At 60.7% G+C, this 17060-nt stretch carries 16 protein-coding genes; 1 reads left to right on the top strand and 15 read right to left on the bottom strand.

Annotation, left to right across the window (positions count from 1 at the left end; translation table 11 throughout):
• Window positions 1–19: 19 nt before the first annotated feature.
• From hemN to ccoN (QMK58_RS21235), 14 genes are all read right to left on the bottom strand, one after another.
• Window positions 20–1402 carry an oxygen-independent coproporphyrinogen III oxidase gene (gene hemN / locus QMK58_RS21300; protein ID WP_053157980.1) on the bottom strand — a complete coding sequence of 461 codons (1383 nt, stop codon included), beginning with the start codon at window positions 1400–1402 and terminating at the stop codon, window positions 20–22.
• A gap of 192 nt (window positions 1403–1594) precedes the next feature.
• On the bottom strand, window positions 1595–2278 hold the full coding sequence (locus QMK58_RS21295; protein WP_053157512.1) for a sulfite exporter TauE/SafE family protein: 684 nt from the start codon (window positions 2276–2278) through the stop codon (window positions 1595–1597).
• A complete protein-coding gene (gene ccoS / locus QMK58_RS21290; protein WP_320395392.1) occupies window positions 2271–2489 on the bottom strand; it encodes a cbb3-type cytochrome oxidase assembly protein CcoS in 219 nt (72 codons plus the stop codon). Before ccoS ends, QMK58_RS21295 begins: the two co-directional genes overlap by 8 nt.
• 22 nt (window positions 2490–2511) lie before the next feature.
• Window positions 2512–4962 (bottom strand): heavy metal translocating P-type ATPase, encoded by a 2451-nt coding sequence (locus tag QMK58_RS21285; protein ID WP_320395391.1) that lies wholly within the window; start codon window positions 4960–4962, stop codon window positions 2512–2514.
• 110 nt (window positions 4963–5072) lie between these two features.
• Entirely contained in the window at window positions 5073–5612 is a 540-nt protein-coding gene (locus QMK58_RS21280) for a FixH family protein (protein ID WP_053157521.1), read from the bottom strand.
• Window positions 5613–5623: 11 nt separating this feature from the next.
• Window positions 5624–7039, bottom strand: a complete 1416-nt coding sequence (gene ccoG / locus QMK58_RS21275) for a cytochrome c oxidase accessory protein CcoG (protein WP_053157524.1) — start codon at window positions 7037–7039, stop codon at window positions 5624–5626.
• A gap of 427 nt (window positions 7040–7466) precedes the next feature.
• Window positions 7467–8450: a cytochrome-c oxidase, cbb3-type subunit III gene (gene ccoP, locus QMK58_RS21270; RefSeq protein ID WP_053157527.1), complete on the bottom strand. Its 984-nt coding sequence runs from the start codon at window positions 8448–8450 to the stop codon at window positions 7467–7469.
• Window positions 8447–8632 carry a CcoQ/FixQ family Cbb3-type cytochrome c oxidase assembly chaperone gene (locus QMK58_RS21265; RefSeq protein ID WP_003175465.1) on the bottom strand — a complete coding sequence of 62 codons (186 nt, stop codon included), beginning with the start codon at window positions 8630–8632 and terminating at the stop codon, window positions 8447–8449. Before QMK58_RS21265 ends, ccoP (QMK58_RS21270) begins: the two co-directional genes overlap by 4 nt.
• 5 nt (window positions 8633–8637) lie before the next feature.
• Window positions 8638–9246: a cytochrome-c oxidase, cbb3-type subunit II gene (ccoO, locus tag QMK58_RS21260; protein WP_009042961.1), complete on the bottom strand. Its 609-nt coding sequence runs from the start codon at window positions 9244–9246 to the stop codon at window positions 8638–8640.
• Window positions 9246–10688 carry a cytochrome-c oxidase, cbb3-type subunit I gene (gene ccoN, locus QMK58_RS21255; protein ID WP_053157530.1) on the bottom strand — a complete coding sequence of 481 codons (1443 nt, stop codon included), beginning with the start codon at window positions 10686–10688 and terminating at the stop codon, window positions 9246–9248. The genes ccoO (QMK58_RS21260) and ccoN (QMK58_RS21255) overlap by 1 nt, the downstream gene beginning before the upstream one ends.
• Window positions 10689–11169: 481 nt before the next feature.
• Window positions 11170–12123 (bottom strand): cytochrome-c oxidase, cbb3-type subunit III, encoded by a 954-nt coding sequence (ccoP, locus tag QMK58_RS21250; RefSeq protein WP_053157533.1) that lies wholly within the window; start codon window positions 12121–12123, stop codon window positions 11170–11172.
• Complete coding sequence (locus QMK58_RS21245; RefSeq protein ID WP_053157536.1) at window positions 12120–12317, bottom strand: cbb3-type cytochrome oxidase subunit 3; 198 nt, start codon at window positions 12315–12317, stop codon at window positions 12120–12122. The genes ccoP (QMK58_RS21250) and QMK58_RS21245 overlap by 4 nt, the downstream gene beginning before the upstream one ends.
• 3 nt (window positions 12318–12320) lie before the next feature.
• Entirely contained in the window at window positions 12321–12929 is a 609-nt protein-coding gene (ccoO, locus tag QMK58_RS21240) for a cytochrome-c oxidase, cbb3-type subunit II (RefSeq protein ID WP_053157539.1), read from the bottom strand.
• A 10-nt stretch (window positions 12930–12939) separates the two neighbouring features.
• The gene (ccoN, locus tag QMK58_RS21235) at window positions 12940–14364 is read right to left on the bottom strand and encodes a cytochrome-c oxidase, cbb3-type subunit I (RefSeq protein ID WP_053157542.1); all 1425 of its coding nucleotides are present in this window, start codon (window positions 14362–14364) and stop codon (window positions 12940–12942) included.
• 86 nt (window positions 14365–14450) lie between these two features.
• On the opposite strand from ccoN (QMK58_RS21235), the gene QMK58_RS21230 reads away from it, so the two are divergent.
• Entirely contained in the window at window positions 14451–15125 is a 675-nt protein-coding gene (locus QMK58_RS21230) for an alpha/beta fold hydrolase (protein WP_053157545.1), read from the top strand.
• A 187-nt stretch (window positions 15126–15312) separates the two neighbouring features.
• Here QMK58_RS21230 and QMK58_RS21225 read toward each other — a convergent pair whose 3' ends face one another.
• Complete coding sequence (locus QMK58_RS21225) at window positions 15313–16878, bottom strand: PAS domain-containing methyl-accepting chemotaxis protein (RefSeq protein WP_320395390.1); 1566 nt, start codon at window positions 16876–16878, stop codon at window positions 15313–15315.
• Window positions 16879–17060 lie beyond the last annotated feature (182 nt).

Raw genomic sequence — 17060 nt, 5'->3', positions numbered from 1 at the left:
GTGGCGCTTGCTCGCACAATTAGATCACGCGAGAAAAGCGCTGGCGGCTGTGTTGTTCCAGGTACGCGTCGAACACCATGCACACCGATCGCGCCAGCAGCCGGCCGGCGGGCAGGATGGTGATCCTGTCGCGATCCAACTCGATCAGCCCGTCCTTGGCCATGTCCTGTAGCTGGGGCCAGAGTTCGCCGAAGTAACCCTGGAAATCGATGTTGAATGCCTGCTCGATGTCGGAAAATTCCAGGCTGAAGTGGCAGATCAGTTGCTGAATCACTGCGCGCCGCAAGCGGTCGTCGGCATTGCACAGCAGGCCGCGAGTGGTGGCCAGTTGCGAAGATGCAAGGGCGTTCTGATATTGGTTCAAGTCACTGCTGTTCTGGCAGTACAGGTCGCCGATCTGGCTGATCGCCGATACCCCGAGGCCGATCAGGTCGCAATGCCCGTGGGTGGTATAGCCCTGGAAATTGCGTTGCAGGGTCGAGTCTTCCTGAGCAATCGCCAGTTCATCGTCGGGCAGGGCAAAGTGGTCCATGCCGATGTAGCGGTATCCGGCGGCGGTCAGTTGATCGATGGTGCGTTGCAGCATTTCCAGTTTCTGACTCGGTGTCGGCAGCTCGTTGCTGTTGATCCGCCGTTGCGGCATGAAGCGTTCCGGCAGGTGCGCATAGTTGAACACCGACAAGCGGTCCGGTTGCAGGCTGATGACTTCCTCGACGGTGCGGGCAAAGTTGTCCGGCGTCTGTCTCGGCAGGCCGTAGATCAAGTCAATGTTGATCGAACGAAACTGCAAAGTGCGGGCAGCGTCGATCACCGCACGGGTTTCTTCCAGGCTTTGCAGGCGATTGACCGCACGTTGCACGGCCGGATCAAGGTCTTGCACGCCGATGCTGACTCGATTGAAACCCAGTTCGCGCAACAGGCCCATGGTCGACCAGTCGGCCTCGCGTGGGTCGATTTCGATGCCATAGTCGCCGGAGTCATCGTCCAGCAGGTTGAAGTGTTTGCGCAGGTGCGCCATCAACTGGCGCAGTTCGTCGTGGCTGAGAAAGGTCGGCGTGCCGCCACCGAAATGCAGTTGCTCGACTTTTTGCGTGGGGTCGAGGTGGCAGGCGATCAGCTGGATTTCATGTTCCAGCCGTTGCAAATAAGGCAGTGCTCGCCCGCGGTCCTTGGTGATGACCTTGTTGCAGCCGCAGTAGTAGCAAATGTTCGCGCAAAACGGCACATGCACATACAACGACAATGGACGCAGGGCCTTGCGGCTGTCGCGCAAGGCATGGAACAGGTCGAACGTGCCGACCTGGCTGTGGAATTGAACGGCTGTCGGATAAGAGGTATAGCGCGGTCCCGCCAGGTCATAACGGCGGATCAGATCGGTGTCCCAACGAATGGCGTCGAGCATCATGCGGGCATTCCCCCGGATAGGCTGGCAGTGTCGGGCACTTTATGCGAGGGCGGGTGGGGGTATCTTGATTTGCATCAAGGGTCAAGAGTGGCGGGAGCTATGCGGCCTCATCGCGAGCAGGCTCGCGCTCACAGGGGAATGCATTTCAATTGTGGGCGCGAGCCTGCTCGCGAAAGGCGCGCCACCGATCTAATGCCCCATCAACCAGTGCTGATGCGGCCCCGGCAATGTCCAGATGCCGAATAGCATCACCAGCAACCCACCGGCCATGCGCACGCTGCGTTTGCGCAACAGCGCCGTCACCCGCTCGGCAGCCAGCCCGGTGGCCAACAGCACCGGCCACGTACCGAGCCCGAACGCGAGCATCAACAATGCGCTGTCCAGTGCGTTGCCCTGGCTGGCCGACCACAGCAGGGTGCTGTAAACCAGGCCGCACGGCAGCCAGCCCCAGAGTGCACCCAGCAACAGTGCGCGGGGAATGCTTGAGACTGGCAGCAACTTGTTGGCCACGGGTTGAATGTGCCGCCAAAGCCCGCGACCAAGGCTTTCGATACGGGTCAGCCCGCTCCACCATCCGGCCAGATACAGGCCCATGGCGATCAACAGCAGGCCGGCCAGAACGCGCATGAACATCGCCGCCGGACTGTTCGCCACCGCCCAGCCTGCGAGGCCGATCAACAGTCCGGCAGTGGCGTAGCTCAGAATTCGTCCCAGGTTGTAGGCCAGCAGCAGGCGAAAGCGCCGACTGCGCTGTTCTTTGGGAATCGCCAGGGTCAGGGCGCCCATCAGTCCGCCGCACATCCCCAGGCAATGCCCGCCGCCGAGCAATCCGAGGATCACCGCCGACACCAGCAGTGGCGCCAGTTCAAGCATGGGGCGGTGCCTTGTCGTCCGGTTTGGTCGTATGGCCGCTGGCTTCATCGACGGCAGCGGTGTGCTTCGGGTCCTGATCGTCGAACAGAATGCTGTGTGCCGGGCCGTCGAGGTCGTCGTACTGGCCGCTGTCGACCGCCCAGAAGAAGATGTAGACGGCGATGGCCACGATCAGCAGCGCGGCCGGGATCATCACGTAGAGAGCTGGCATCTTGACTCCATGCCCGTGCGGCTCAGGCCGGCAACGGGCGGGTTTCTGGCGTGGCATGGATAACCGGCACACTCGGCAGGCGAGTCAGGCGCAGGGCGTTCAATACCACGGTCAACGAACTGATGGACATGCCGATCGCCGCCCACACTGGCGTGATCCAGCCGAGGGCCGCGAACGGCAACATGAGGCCATTGTACAACGCGGCCCAAAGAAGGTTCTCGATGATGACCCGACGGGTGCGACGCGCCAGGCTGAAGGCTTGTACCAATGCATCGAGGCGGTTGGACAGCAACACGGCGTCGGCACTGGTTTTTGCAAGGTCGGTCGCCGAACCCATGGCGACGCTGATGTCGGCGGCGGCCAACACCGGTACATCGTTGACCCCGTCGCCGAGCATCAGCACCTTGCGGCCTTCCTTGTGCAGCTGTTGCAGGACTTGCAGCTTGTCGTCCGGGCGCAGTCCGCCCCGGGCTTCGTCGATGCCGAGCTCTGCCGCGACACTGGCGACCATTGGCGAGCTGTCGCCAGACAGCAACAGTGTGCGCCAGCCTCGTGCTTTGCAGGCCGCCAGCAGGGCAGGGGCGTCGGCGCGCAAGCGGTCATCGAGTACGAACCAGGCCAGCGGTCCGTGGTTGTCGCCGAGCAGCAGCCATTGGCCGGCTTCGTCCGGCATCAAGGGTTGTTCAGCGCTGCTGAGTGCGCAGACGAAGCCCGGATGACCAATGCGCAGGCGTTGACCGCCAACCAGACCTTCGAGGCCGAGCCCCGGCGTGCTGTGGACTTCTTCGGCGGCCAGCGGTGCGCGACCAAACGCTCGGGCAATCGGGTGTTCAGAGCGGTTCTCCAGCGCGGCTGCGAGGCTCAGGCATTGATCGCTGTCGAGTGCGCCGAGCGGCCGGATGGCGCGCAATGCCAGGCGTCCTTCGGTGAGGGTGCCGGTCTTGTCGAATATTACCGTGTCGATCTGGTTCAAGCCTTCGAGCACATGGCCGCGAGTCAGCAACAAACCGAGTTTGTGCAGGGTTCCGGTCGCTGCGGTGAGGGCGGTCGGCGTGGCCAGCGACAGCGCACAGGGGCATGTCGCCACCAGCATGGCCAGCACGATCCAGAACGCCCGCGAAGCATCCAGCTCCCACCACAGCAGACCAATGGCCGCGGCGGCAATCAGCGATAACAACAGGAACCATTGCGCGGCGCGATCGGCGATTTCCGCCAGTCGCGGTTTTTCCGCCTGGGCGCGATCCAGCAAGCGGACGATAGCCGAGAGCCGAGTGTCCTGGCCGAGCGCCTGGACCTCGACCGTCAGTGCGCCTTCGACGTTCAGGGTGCCGGCGGTGACCGTATCGCCCAGGGTACGAGGTTGCGGGAGATACTCGCCGGTCAGCAGTGACTCGTCGACGCTGGATTGGCCGTCGATGATTTTGCCGTCGGCCGGGAGAATGGCGCCCGGATGCACCAGCACCTGATCACCCACGCGCAGTTCGCTGAGCAGAATGCGCTCGCTCTGGCCGTCGGTGCTTAACCTCAGGCACGAGGCGGGCAGCAAATTCACCAGCTGAGCCGTAGCAGCGGCAGTGCGTTCGCGGGCGCGTCGTTCCAGATAACGCCCGGCCAGCAGGAACAGCGCAAACATGCCCACGGCGTCGAAGTACAGTTCACCGACACCGGTGATCGAGGTCCAGATCCCGGCGATGTACGCGCTGCCGATGGCCAGCGACACCGAAACGTCCATGGTCAGGTGACGGGTGCGCAAGTCCCGCATGGCGCCCTTGAAGAACGGCGCGCAGCTGTAGAACACGATCGGCGTGGTGAGGAACAGCGCCACCCAGCGCAGGATCGTGTGCAGTTCGGGGCTGAGGTCGATGTTGAATTCCGGCCAGGTGGCCATGGTCGCCATCATCGCCTGGAACCACAACAGCCCGGCCACCCCGAGTTGGCGCAGGGCCAGGCGGTTTTCGCTGGCCAGTTGTTCACTGGCGCGGTCGGCTTGATAGGGGTGGGCGGCGTAACCGATGTGACGCAGCTCGCTGAGGATCTGGCTCAGGGGCAGTTGCGCGTCGGTCCAGCGTACATGCAGACGATGGTTGGACAGGTTCAAGCGTGCTTCGGCGACAGCCGGCAAGGTGCGCAAGTGCTTCTCGATCAGCCAGCCGCAGGCGGCGCAACTGATGCCTTCCATCAGCAATGTGGTTTCAGCCAGTTCGCCTTCATGGCGGACAAAGGGCTGTTGCACGTCGGCACGGTCGTACAGCGCCAGTTCGTCCACCAGTTGCACCGGCAAGGCCTCGGGGTTGGCCGAGGCTTCACTGCGGTGCTGGTAATAGCTTTCCAGGCCGCCGGCGACAATGGCTTCGGCCACGGCCTGGCATCCCGGGCAGCAGAATTCGCGGGCCTGCCCGAACACGACGGCGGTGAAGCGGCTGCCGGCCGGGACGGGCAGGGCGCAGTGGTAGCAGGGGAGTGGGGAGGTCATGAAGTGGAGTCTACATCGTTCAGGAGGGCCTCATCGCCGGCAAGCCGGCTCCTACAGAGTTCGCGTGATTCTGTAGGAGCCGGCTTGCCGGCGATGCGCGAAGCGCGGCTTTACTTCTTCAGGTCTTCGGCACCTTGCAGCGGCTCGTCACCGAGCAGCAAGTCCTTGTCATGGCTGACGAGTTCTTCTTCGAACATGCGCCAGATATGGTCGTCCTGAGTGCCGAGCAATTCGACAAAGCGACGGCCTTCGATCTTGTCGCTCAACTGACCGATGTAGCGACCCTGTTCGGTTTCGCTGCGGGTCAGGGTGATCTTGCGATCCTTTTCCGGTTGCGTCGGCGAGATCAGGTTGAGCTCCAGGGTCTTGGGCTGGCTGTTGCCGCTCAGGCGCAGGTCGACTTCGCCGGTCACGTCATCCAGGTGGACGCTGGCACGCATGAGCAGCGTCTGGGCCAGCAGTTCGCGGTCCAGGGAGCGGTTGATGCCTTTGCCGGCTTCGTAATAGTTGTCGTTGACCAGGTTGTCCGGGTTCTTCACTGCAATGGTCACCATGGACAAGGTCAGGGTCACCGAGCAGGCCAGGATCCCGATGATGATCCACGGCCAGAGGTGCTTGTACCAGGGACTTGCGGCGTTTGCTGCGGGCATGATCAGTTCTCTTAACGATTTTGTGGGCCGATGAATCGGCTCTTGGCTTCAATATGGACGCTGTCGTCATCGGCATCCTTGAGGATGAATTTCACCTCGTTGGTGCTCGACGGCAGTTTTTCCGGTGCGACGGACAGTTCGGCAGGCTGGCTGACGATATCGCCGGCCGCGACCTTGATCTCGCGTCGACCCTGCATCTTGAGATCCGGCAGGCCAGAGGCTTCGAGGATGTAGGTGTGGTCACGCTGGTCCTTGTTCATGATCTTCAGGCTGTAGACGTTTTCGATCCGGCCTTCGGCGTTCTCGCGGTACAGCACGCGGTCCTTGCTGACGTCGAAACCTACCAGCGAACGCATGAAGAAGGCGGTCACCAGCAAACTGATCATCGCCAGCAACACCACGGCGTAGCCGATCAGGCGTGGACGCAGCTTATGGGTTTTCTGCCCGGACAGGTTGTGTTCGGTGGTGTAGCTGATGAGGCCGCGCGGGTACTCCATCTTGTCCATGATCGCGTCGCAGGCATCGATGCAGGCGGCGCAACCGATGCACTCGATTTGCAGCCCGTCGCGGATATCGATACCGGTCGGGCAGACCTGTACGCACATGGTGCAGTCGATGCAATCACCCAGTCCCTGAGCCTTGTAGTCGATACCTTTCTTGCGCGGGCCACGGCTTTCGCCACGGCGCGGGTCGTAGGAAACGATCAGGGTGTCCTTGTCGAACATCACGCTCTGGAAGCGTGCGTACGGACACATGTAAATGCACACCTGCTCGCGCAGCCAGCCGGCGTTGCCGTAGGTGGCGAGGGTGAAAAAACCGACCCAGAAATAGGACCAGCCATCGGCCTGGCCGGTGAAGAAATCGATGACCAGTTCGCGTATCGGCGAGAAATAGCCGACGAAGGTCATGCCGGTCACGAAGCCAATCAACAGCCACATCGTGTGTTTGCTGAACTTGCGCAGCAACTTGTTGGCGCTCATGGGCGCCTTGTCGAGCTTGATGCGCTGGTTGCGGTCGCCTTCGGTGACTTTTTCGCACCACATGAAAATCCAGGTCCACACGCTTTGCGGGCAGGTATAGCCGCACCAGACGCGCCCGGCGTATACGGTGATGAAGAACAGGCCGAAGGCGGCGATGATCAGCATCCCGGACAGCAGGATGAAGTCCTGGGGCCAGAAGGTCGCTCCGAAGATGAAGAACTTGCGCTCCGGCAGGTTCCACCAGACGGCTTGATGACCACCCCAGTTCAACCAGACGGTACCGAAATACAGCAGGAACAGCACGGCACCGCCGGTCATCCGCAGGTTGCGGAACAGGCCGGTGAAGGCGCGGGTGTAGATTTTTTCCCGTGAGGCGTAGAGGTCGACGCTGTTGTTCGCGTTCTTGGCGGGTGGAGTGACGTCGTGTACCGGAATCTGGTTGCTCATCAGTTGCATCCCACGGCAGTGGAAAAATTGCCCCGGCCAGTACGTGCCAACCGCGGTCAAAAAGGGGTGTCGCAATGGCGCAATGATACGCCTGTCGCTCTAGCTCGCGGGTGCGACCTTTGGTCACGTTTGGCAAAATCAACTGATGGTGTAATGACTTGAATCAATTGACTTGGGAATTATGGACGAGTTTTCGATGTGTCAGGTTCAATCCTGTTTCATTGCGTAACTCTGGTTTCCCTGTAGGAGCTGCCGAAGGCTGCGATCTTTCGTTCTTGTTAGCTGAAAATCTCGCGGCAATTCTTGTTTAAAAAATCAAAAGATCGCAGCCTTCGGCAGCTCCTACAGGGGGCGACTCGTGTGAAACAAAAACGGCCCCGCCAATTCACATTGGCAGGGCCGTCTTGTGTTGCCTCAAGCGTTTGCCTTACTGGGCATCTTCCGCCGGAGCCTTCTCGCCGTGAGACAGGCTGTAGACGTAAGCGGCCAACAGGTGAACCTTGTCGTTACCCTGCATGGCTTCTTGCGCAGGCATCTGGCCCTGACGGCCGTAACGGATGGTCTGCTGCAGTTGAGCGAAGCTCGAACCGTAGATGAACGCGCCCGGGTGAGTCAGGTCAGGTGCGCCCATGGCCGGAGTGCCTTTGCCTTGCGGGCCGTGACATGCCACGCAGTTGGCGGCGAACAGCTTCTGGCCGGCAACCGGATCGGCCTTGGCGCCTTCCGGCAGCTTGCGGCCGTCGAGGTTGGTCAGGACAAACGCGGCCACGTCGGCAACGCCTTGCTCGCCGATCACTTCAGCCCATGCCGGCATGACCGCGTGACGGCCACCCATGATGGTGGTCTTGATGGTTTCCGGCTCGCCGCCCCAACGCCAGTCGGCGTCGGTCAGGTTAGGGAAGCCATAGGCGCCCTTGGCGTCGGAACCGTGGCAGACCGAGCAGTTGGAGGCGAACAGACGGCCACCCATCTTCAAGGCTTGCGGATCCTTGGCCACTTCTTCGATTGGCATGGCAGCGAATTTGGCGAAGATCGGACCGAACTTGGCGTCCGATTTGGCCATTTCCTTTTCCCACTCATGAACGCCAGTCCAGCCGGTCTGGCCGTTGGCGAACGCAGTCTGCTTTTCGTTATCCAGGTAGTTGTAACCCGGAAGCAGGCCCTTCCAGTTGCCCAAGCCCGGATACAGCGCCAGGTAGCCCAAAGCGAAGATGATGGTGCCCACGAACAGCATGAACCACCATTTCGGCAGCGGGTTGTCGTACTCCTCGATCCCGTCGAAGGAGTGCCCAACCGTCTGATCCGTCTGCTCGGTGCGCTGGCCCTTGCGGGTCGACAGCAGCAGCCAGGTCAGGGAAAAGATCGTACCGAGACTGAGGACTGTGACGTACAGACTCCAGAATTTAGTCATTCTTTGTTACTCCTAGAAGCTTGCTCGACGTGCTTGATGGCTTCGGGATCATCCGCGAAAGGCAGCAAGGTCGCGTCTTCGAACTCCGACTTGCGCTTGGGGCTGAATACCCACAACGCCAGACCGATGAAGGCGACCATCACAACGACGGTGCCCAGGCCACGAATCATCCCGATATCCATTTAGATCACCGTTTGCTTTTGATGATGGTGCCCAGGCCTTGCAGATAGGCCACCAGCGCGTCCATTTCGGTTTTGCCCTTCACAGCATCCTTGGCACCGGCGATGTCTTCGTCGGTGTAAGGAACGCCGAGCGTGCGCAAGACTTCCATTTTCTTGGCGGTGTCTTTGCCGTCGAGCTTGTTTTCCACGAGGAACGGGTAGGCCGGCATTTTCGACTCAGGCACTACGTTGCGCGGGTTGTACAAGTGCGCACGCTGCCAGTCATCGGAGTAACGACCGCCGACACGGGCCAGGTCCGGACCGGTACGCTTGGAACCCCACAGGAACGGGTGGTCCCAGACGCTTTCACCGGCGACCGAGTAGTGACCGTAGCGTTCGGTTTCAGCACGGAACGGACGGATCATCTGCGAGTGGCAGCCGACACAACCGTTGGCGATGTAAACGTCCCGGCCTTCCAGTTCAAGGGCGGTGCGAGGCTTCATGCCTTCGACCGGCTTGTTGGTGACATCCTGGAAAAACAGCGGAACGATCTGGGTCAGGCCGCCGATGCTGACGGCGATGACCATGAAGAAGGCCAGCAGGCCAATATTCTTCTCGACTGCTTCATGCTTCATCAGTGAGCTCCAACTACGGCAATCTGTTCGGCGGCTTTGGCTTCAGCCGGGTTCGAGGCGCGTACGGTACGGAATACGTTGTAGGCCATGAACAGCATGCCGGTGGCGAAGAATGCACCGCCCAAGGCGCGGACGATGAAGCCCGGGTGGCTGGCTTGCAGCGCTTCTACGAACGAGTAGGTGAGGGTGCCGTCATCGTTGATTGCACGCCACATCAGGCCCTGGGTAATGCCGTTGACCCACATCGAAGCGATGTAGAGCACGGTACCGATGGTCGCGAGCCAGAAGTGAGTGTTGATCAGGCCGGTGCTGTGCATTTGCGCGCGACCGAACAGTTTCGGGATCATGTGGTAGACCGCACCGATGGAAATCATCGCCACCCAGCCCAAGGCGCCGGCGTGTACGTGGCCGATGGTCCAGTCGGTGTAGTGCGACAGGGAGTTCACGGTCTTGATCGCCATCATCGGACCTTCGAAGGTCGACATGCCGTAGAACGCCAGGGAAACCACCAGGAAGCGCAGGATCGGGTCGGTGCGCAGCTTATGCCAGGCGCCCGACAGGGTCATCATGCCGTTGATCATGCCGCCCCAGCTCGGAGCCAGCAGGATGATCGACATCGCCATGCCCAGCGATTGTGCCCAGTCCGGCAAGGCGGTGTAGTGCAGGTGGTGCGGACCGGCCCAGATGTACAGGGTGATCAGCGCCCAGAAGTGCACGATCGACAGGCGATAGGAATAGATTGGACGCTCGGCCTGTTTCGGCACGAAGTAGTACATCATCCCCAGGAAGCCCGTGGTCAGGAAGAAACCTACGGCGTTGTGGCCGTACCACCACTGGATCATCGCGTCAGTCGCACCGGCGTAGGCCGAGTAGGACTTGAACAGGCTGACCGGCAGCGACATGTGGTTGACGATGTGCAGCATCGCAGTCACGAGGATGAAGGCACCGTAGAACCAGTTACCGACATAGATGTGCTTGGTCTTGCGCTTGACGATGGTGCCGAAGAACACCAAAGCGTAGGTAACCCAGACAATGGCCAGCAGGATAGCCAGGGGCCATTCCAGTTCGGCGTATTCCTTGCTGGTGGTGTAACCCAGCGGCAAGGAGATACCAGCACCGACGATCACCGCTTGCCATCCCCAGAAGGTGAAGGCCGCGAGGCTGTCGGAAATCAGTCGCGTTTGGCAGGTTCGCTGCACGACGTAATAAGAAGTGGCAAACAGTGCACATCCACCGAAGGCGAAAATCACCAGGTTGGTGTGCAACGGGCGCAGGCGTCCAAAGCTCGTCCACGGCAGACCGAAATTCAACTCCGGCCAGACCAGTTGCGAGGCGATGAAGACACCGAGCCCCATGCCAAGGATCCCCCAGACCACCGTCATGATGGCGAACTGGCGGACTACCTTATAGTTATAAGCAGTCGGACTGATTGCTGTGCTCATTCTAAGGTTCCACGGTTTGGGTGTTTTATTAGGATTAAAAATCGGCCGCAAGTATGGAGAAAGCAGGGGGTCATTGCAACGCGCCATGACGTGGGTCAATGCTTTCAAATGCTGATTCTGCGGCCTTTCCATGCACCGCGTAAGGACAAAATTGCCCACGGGCAAAATGTCTTCGCGGAGGAAAAAGGCGAGGGGTTCAGGTCACATGTAACGGGGTGTGTTCAAACGCAACGACCGGGTGACCGAAGGCAATTGGCGCGACAGCCGGTATTCCCGGCCTTTGCAGCCTGTCATCGGGCAGAAACGGCGAACACATCGGTTAAGGTCGACCTGGAACCGGTGCTTGCCGGTCCGCATCGGAGCAAGCTTAGACCCGAATCCGGTGAACCGAAAGGAAGAAGCAATGAGGGTGCGACAATGCGTCGCAAAGGGAGGGGAGGCTGCCGCATCCGGATGAATGCGGCAGTAGAGCGGTCCGGATTTACTCGCCTGTGTCCTCGGCCAGCAAATGCTCGGAACGCGGAGCGTGAGACAAGCTGTACACATACGCAGCCAGCAACTGCACTTTGTCGTTGCCGAGCATTTCATTCTGCGCCGGCATATGGCCTTGGCGGCCATGGCGAATCGTTTGCTCAAGCTGCGTCAGGCTGGTGCCGTAGATGAAACCGGCCGGGTGCGTCAGGTTCGGCGCGCCCATCGCTTCCGTACCCTGGCCCTTGGCTCCATGACACGCCACGCACGTAGTGTTGAACGCTTGCTGGCCTGCTTGCAGGTCGGCCGTACTGCCGGCGGGCAGCGGCAGGCCGGCCAGGTCATGGCGAACGTAGGCTGCAACGTTCTTCACGCCACCTTCACCGAGGATCTCACCCCAGGCCGGCATGGCGGCCATCCGCCCGCCCAGAATGGTGGCCTTGATGGTTTCCGGATGACCGCCCCAGCGCCAGTCGTTGTCAGTCAGGTTGGGGAAGCCGAACGCACCTTTGGCATCCGAGCCGTGGCACACCGAACAGTTGGAGGCGAACAGGCGTCCACCCATTTTCAACGCTTGCGGGTCTTTCGCGACTTCTTCCAGGGGCATCGCAGAAAATTTGGCGAAGATCGGCCCGAACTTGGCGTCAGCCTTGTCCATTTCCTTTTCCCACTCGTGCACGCCGGTCCAGCCATTTTCATAGCCGGGCAGGATGCCTTTCCAGTTGCCCAGGCCCGGATAAAGGATCAGATAACCGACGGCAAACACCAGCGTGCCCACGAACAACATGAACCACCATTGCGGCAACGGGTTGTCGTACTCCTCGATGCCGTCGAAGCTATGGCCCATGGTCTGGTCGACACTGCCCTTGGTTTCGCCCTTGCGGGTGCTGAGCAGCAGCCAGGTCAGGCCGATCAGGCTGCCGATGGTCAGTACGCAGATCCACGTACTCCAGAAGGTGGTCATGACCGAGTACTCCTTGTTGCAGATTCTTCATTGATGTCGGCTTGCGGCTCATCGGCGAAGGGCAGCAGGCGCGCTTCGGCGAAATCCGGGGCGCGCTTGCCGTTGAACACCCACAGGGTCAGGCCGATGAAGGCCACGAACACCACGACAGTGCCGAGGCCGCGAATCATTCCAGTGCTCAATTCAACGACCATGGCTCACCTCTTGCTCTTGATGGCAGTGCCGAGCACTTGCAGATAGGCGACCAGTGCGTCCATTTCGCTCTTGCCCTTGAGCGACGCGGTGGCGCCGGCGATGTCTTCGTCGGTGTACGGCACGCCCAAAGTACGCATGGCCTTGATCTTGGTTTCGGTGTGACTGCTGTCGACCGGGTTTGACACCAGCCACGGGTAGGCTGGCATCTTCGACTCGGGCACGACGTTGCGCGGGTTGTACAAGTGGGCGCGGTGCCAGTCGTCGGAGTAACGCGCGCCAACGCGGGCCAGGTCCGGGCCGGTACGTTTCGAGCCCCACAGGAACGGGTGATCCCAGACGCTTTCGCCGGCTACCGAGTAGTGGCCGTAGCGCTCGGTCTCGGCGCGAAACGGCCGGATCATCTGCGAGTGACAACCAACGCAGCCTTCGCGGATATAGATGTCGCGGCCTTCCAGTTGCAATGCGGTGTAGGGCTTCATGCCTTCCACCGGCTTATTGGTGACGTCCTGAAAGAACAGCGGGACGATCTGTGTCAGGCCGCCAATGCTCACGGCCAGGATCATCAGCAGCAGTAACAGGCCGACGTTTTTTTCGATAGTTTCGTGTTTCATGGCGGACTCCTCAGGCCATCTGCGCGGCAGCGGCGACGTCGGCAGGCTGCGAGGCCCGCACGGTGCGCCAGGTGTTGTAGGCCATCAGGAACATGCCGCTGAGGAAGATCGCGCCGCCCACCAACCGCACGACGAAGCCAGGGTGGCTGGCCACCAATGTCTCGACGAAGGAGTAGGTCAGCGTGCCGTCCTCGTTCACTGCACGCCACATCAGGCCCTGGGCGATGCCGTTGACCCACATCGAGGCGATGTACAGAACGGTGCCGATGGTGGCGAGCCAGAAGTGCGCGTTGATCAGGCCGATGCTGTGCATCTGCTCGCGGCCGAAGACTTTCGGGATCATGTGGTACAGCGCGCCGATGGAAATCATCGCCACCCAGCCGAGCGCGCCGGCGTGTACGTGGCCGATGGTCCAGTCGGTGTAGTGGGAGAGGGCGTTGACCGTCTTGATCGCCATCATCGGCCCTTCGAAGGTCGACATGCCGTAGAACGCCAGCGACACCACGAGGAAACGCAGGATCGGGTCGCTGCGCAACTTATGCCACGCGCCCGACAGGGTCATCATGCCGTTGATCATGCCGCCCCAGCTCGGTGCCAGCAGAACCAGCGACATCACCATGCCCAGCGACTGTGCCCAGTCCGGCAGTGCGGTGTAGTGCAAGTGATGGGGGCCTGCCCAGATGTACAGGGTGATCAAGGCCCAGAAGTGCACAATCGACAGGCGATAGGAATACACCGGACGCTCGGCCTGTTTCGGCACGAAGTAGTACATCATCCCGAGGAAACCGGCGGTGAGGAAAAAGCCCACGGCGTTGTGCCCGTACCACCACTGCACCATCGCGTCGGTGGCGCCGGAGTAGAGCGAGTAGGACTTGGTGAAGCTGACGGGCAGTTCCATGTTGTTGACGATGTGCAGGATCGCCACGGTGACGATGAACGCGCCGAAGAACCAGTTACCCACATAAATGTGCTTGGTCTTGCGCTGCATGATCGTGCCGAAGAACACGATGGCGTAGGCGACCCAGACGATGGTGATCAGGATGTCGATCGGCCATTCCAGTTCGGCGTATTCCTTGGAGCTGGTGTAACCCAGCGGCAGGCTGATGGCCGCCAGCAGAATCACCAGTTGCCAGCCCCAGAAGCAGAACGCGGCGATTTTCGGCGCGAACAATTGTGTCTGGCAGGTGCGTTGTACCGAATAGAACGAGCTGGCGAACAACGCGCAGCCGCCAAAGGCGAAGATCACCGCGTTGGTGTGCAGCGGGCGCAAGCGGCCAAAGCTGGTCCATGGCAAATTGAAGTTGAGTTCGGGCCAGACCAACTGGGCCGCGAGAAAAACCCCGAGCCCCATGCCGACGATGCCCCACACCACCGTCATAATGGCGAATTGGCGGACCACCTTGTAGTTGTAGGCGGTACTGATAGAAGTGTTCATGGTTCCCCATCCACGGTTCAGCCGAAGTGAGCGCAAGCGGCGCGTCCTTCGCCTGGAGTTATAGGCAGACTAAAAGCGAGGCAAGCATGGACAAAGAGCACAAGGCCAGTATTGACGGGGATCAATGGGCGCAGTGCGTGCGGGATCATGGATGGCTGTGGAATGCCGCTGCCGGCAAGGCTTCGGCAACGCTGGTTCTTGCCCATGGCGCCGGCGCACCGATGGACAGCGACTGGATGACCGACATGGCTGCACGCCTCGCCGCGCAAGGCGTGAACGTATTGCGCTTCGAGTTTCCCTACATGGTGCAGCGACGTATCGACGGCAGTAAACGCCCGCCGAACCCGGCTCCGAAACTGCTGGAGTGCTGGCGTGAGGTGTATGCCGTGGTGCGACGCCATGTCACTGGGCCGCTGGCCATTGGTGGCAAGTCCATGGGCGGGCGGATGGCCAGTTTGCTGGCGGATGAATTGGGGGCGGATGCGCTGGTGTGCCTGGGTTATCCGTTTTATGCCGTGGGCAAGCCGGAGAAGCCGCGGGTGGAGCATTTGGCTTCTTTGAAAACCCGCACGTTGATCGTGCAGGGTGAAAGGGATGCACTGGGTAATCGCGAGGCGGTCGAGGGTTATGCGTTATCGCCGAGTATTGAGGTGTTCTGGCTGGTGGCGGGGGATCATGATTTGAAACCGTTGAAGGTTTCCGGGTTTAGTCATGTGCAGCATTTGGCGGCTGCGGCGCAGAAGGTTGCAGCGTTTCTGTAGGAGCTGGCTTGCCAGTGAAGGCGGCCTTCCAGGCAGTATCGTGTTTTGGTCAGTGGCGGGGGAAGTCGCGGTGTTTATTCAGTAAAGTTTTCGCCAGCAGTGAGGGCCTCATCGCTGGCAAGCCAGCTCCTACAAGGGATTGCGGTCTCTGTAGGAGCTGGCTTGCCAGCGATGGCGGTATCAAGGCCTAGCGGTTAAACCGCTCCACCAGCGAATATTGGGTATTGGCCGTCTTCGTCAGTTCCTCGCTCAACAGCGCCGAATTCTGCGCCTGTTCCGAGGTCTGGTCCGCCAGTTCCGAAATATTGCTGATGTTGCGGCTGATCTCCTCTGCCACGGCGCTCTGCTCTTCGGTCGCAGCCGCGATCTGGGTGGTCATGTCGGTGATGTTGGCCACCGCTTCGCTGATCCCCACCAGCGCCTGATCCGCTTCCAGCACCCGTGCCACACCTTCTTCGGCCTGACGATGCCCGGCTTCCATGGTTTGCACGGCGGTGCCGGCGGTTTGTTGCAGCTTGGCGATCAGCGCATGAATCTGCCCGGTGGATTCGCTGGTGCGTTGCGCCAGTTGGCGGACTTCGTCGGCCACTACCGCAAAACCGCGCCCCATCTCGCCGGCACGGGCCGCTTCGATGGCCGCGTTCAGTGCCAGCAGGTTGGTCTGGTCGGCGATGCCTTTGATCACATCGACCACGCCACCGATTTCGTTGCTGTCCTTGGCCAGTTGAGTCACGGTCTGACCGGTTTCACCCACCACCACCGACAGGCGCTGGATGGCTTCGCGGGTTTCACCGGCGATGTCACGACCACGACTGGTCAGGCGATTGGCTTCCTGAGTGGCATCGGCGGTGCGCTGCACATGGCTGGCGACTTCCTGGGTGGTGGCGGCCATCTGGTTGACGGCGGTCGCCACCTGCTCGGTTTCGACGCGTTGGCGTTCCAGGCCGCTGGAGCTCTTGTGGGCCAGGGCGTCGGATTGTTTGGCCTGATCGTTCAGGTGCTCAGCGGTGTCCTGCAGGCGGGTCAGGCAGGTTTTCAGGCGTGCTTCCTGGCTGAGGATCGACATCTCCAGGCGCGCCTGGGCGCCGCGACTGTCGGTATACATCTGCGCGATCAGCGGGTCGGAGGTGGTCTGCTCGGCCAGGCGCAACAAACGCTTGAGGCCGCGCTGTTGCCAGCTCAGCCCCATCAGGCCCAGCGGCACCGAGAGGCCGGCAGCCAGAGCGAAGCCCCATTGGGAGTTCAGTGTCGCGCCGATCATGAAGCTCAGTTGGCTGACCAGAATGAACGGCAGCCAGTCCTGGAGAACCGGCAGCCATTTATCCGAGGAGGGAATGGCCGACTTGCCCTGGTTGATGCGTTGGTATAGCGCCTCGGCACGGCGGATCTGTTCGGCGGTGGGCTTGACCCGCACCGACTCGTAACCGATCACCTGATTGCCATCGAAGACCGGCGTGACATAGGCATTGACCCAATAGTGGTCACCGGTCTTGCAGCGGTTCTTGACAATGCCCATCCATGGCAAGCCTTGCTTCAGTGTCGCCCACATATGCGCGAAGACCGCAGCCGGAACGTCGGGGTGACGCACCAGGTTATGCGGCGCACGGATGAGTTCTTCCCGGGAAAACCCGCTGATTTCGACGAAATCGTCGTTGCAGTAAGTAATCACGCCCTTGGCATCGGTGGTGGAAATCAACCGTTGCTGAGCCGGGAAGGTCCGTTCACGTTGTGTAATGGGCTGGTTGTTACGCATGACTTGTTCAATCCGCAAGGCTTTGACGGGTTGTCGGCCGCGGTGCCCGTTTGTTGAATTTATTTTTTTTCGTCGGACGGCCGTCGGGAAACAATGTTCAACATTACGACGACGGGTCGCAATGTAACGCTTTGTAAGGGTTTCCCTAACGGGGCGCTCAGCGTATGATTTTGCGCCCCGCG

It is taken from the genome of Pseudomonas sp. P8_241, from assembly GCF_034008315.1.
Taxonomy (GTDB): domain Bacteria; phylum Pseudomonadota; class Gammaproteobacteria; order Pseudomonadales; family Pseudomonadaceae; genus Aquipseudomonas.
The sequence above is the reverse complement of the archived record's forward strand: the minus strand, read 5'-3'. Positions and strand labels throughout refer to the sequence as shown.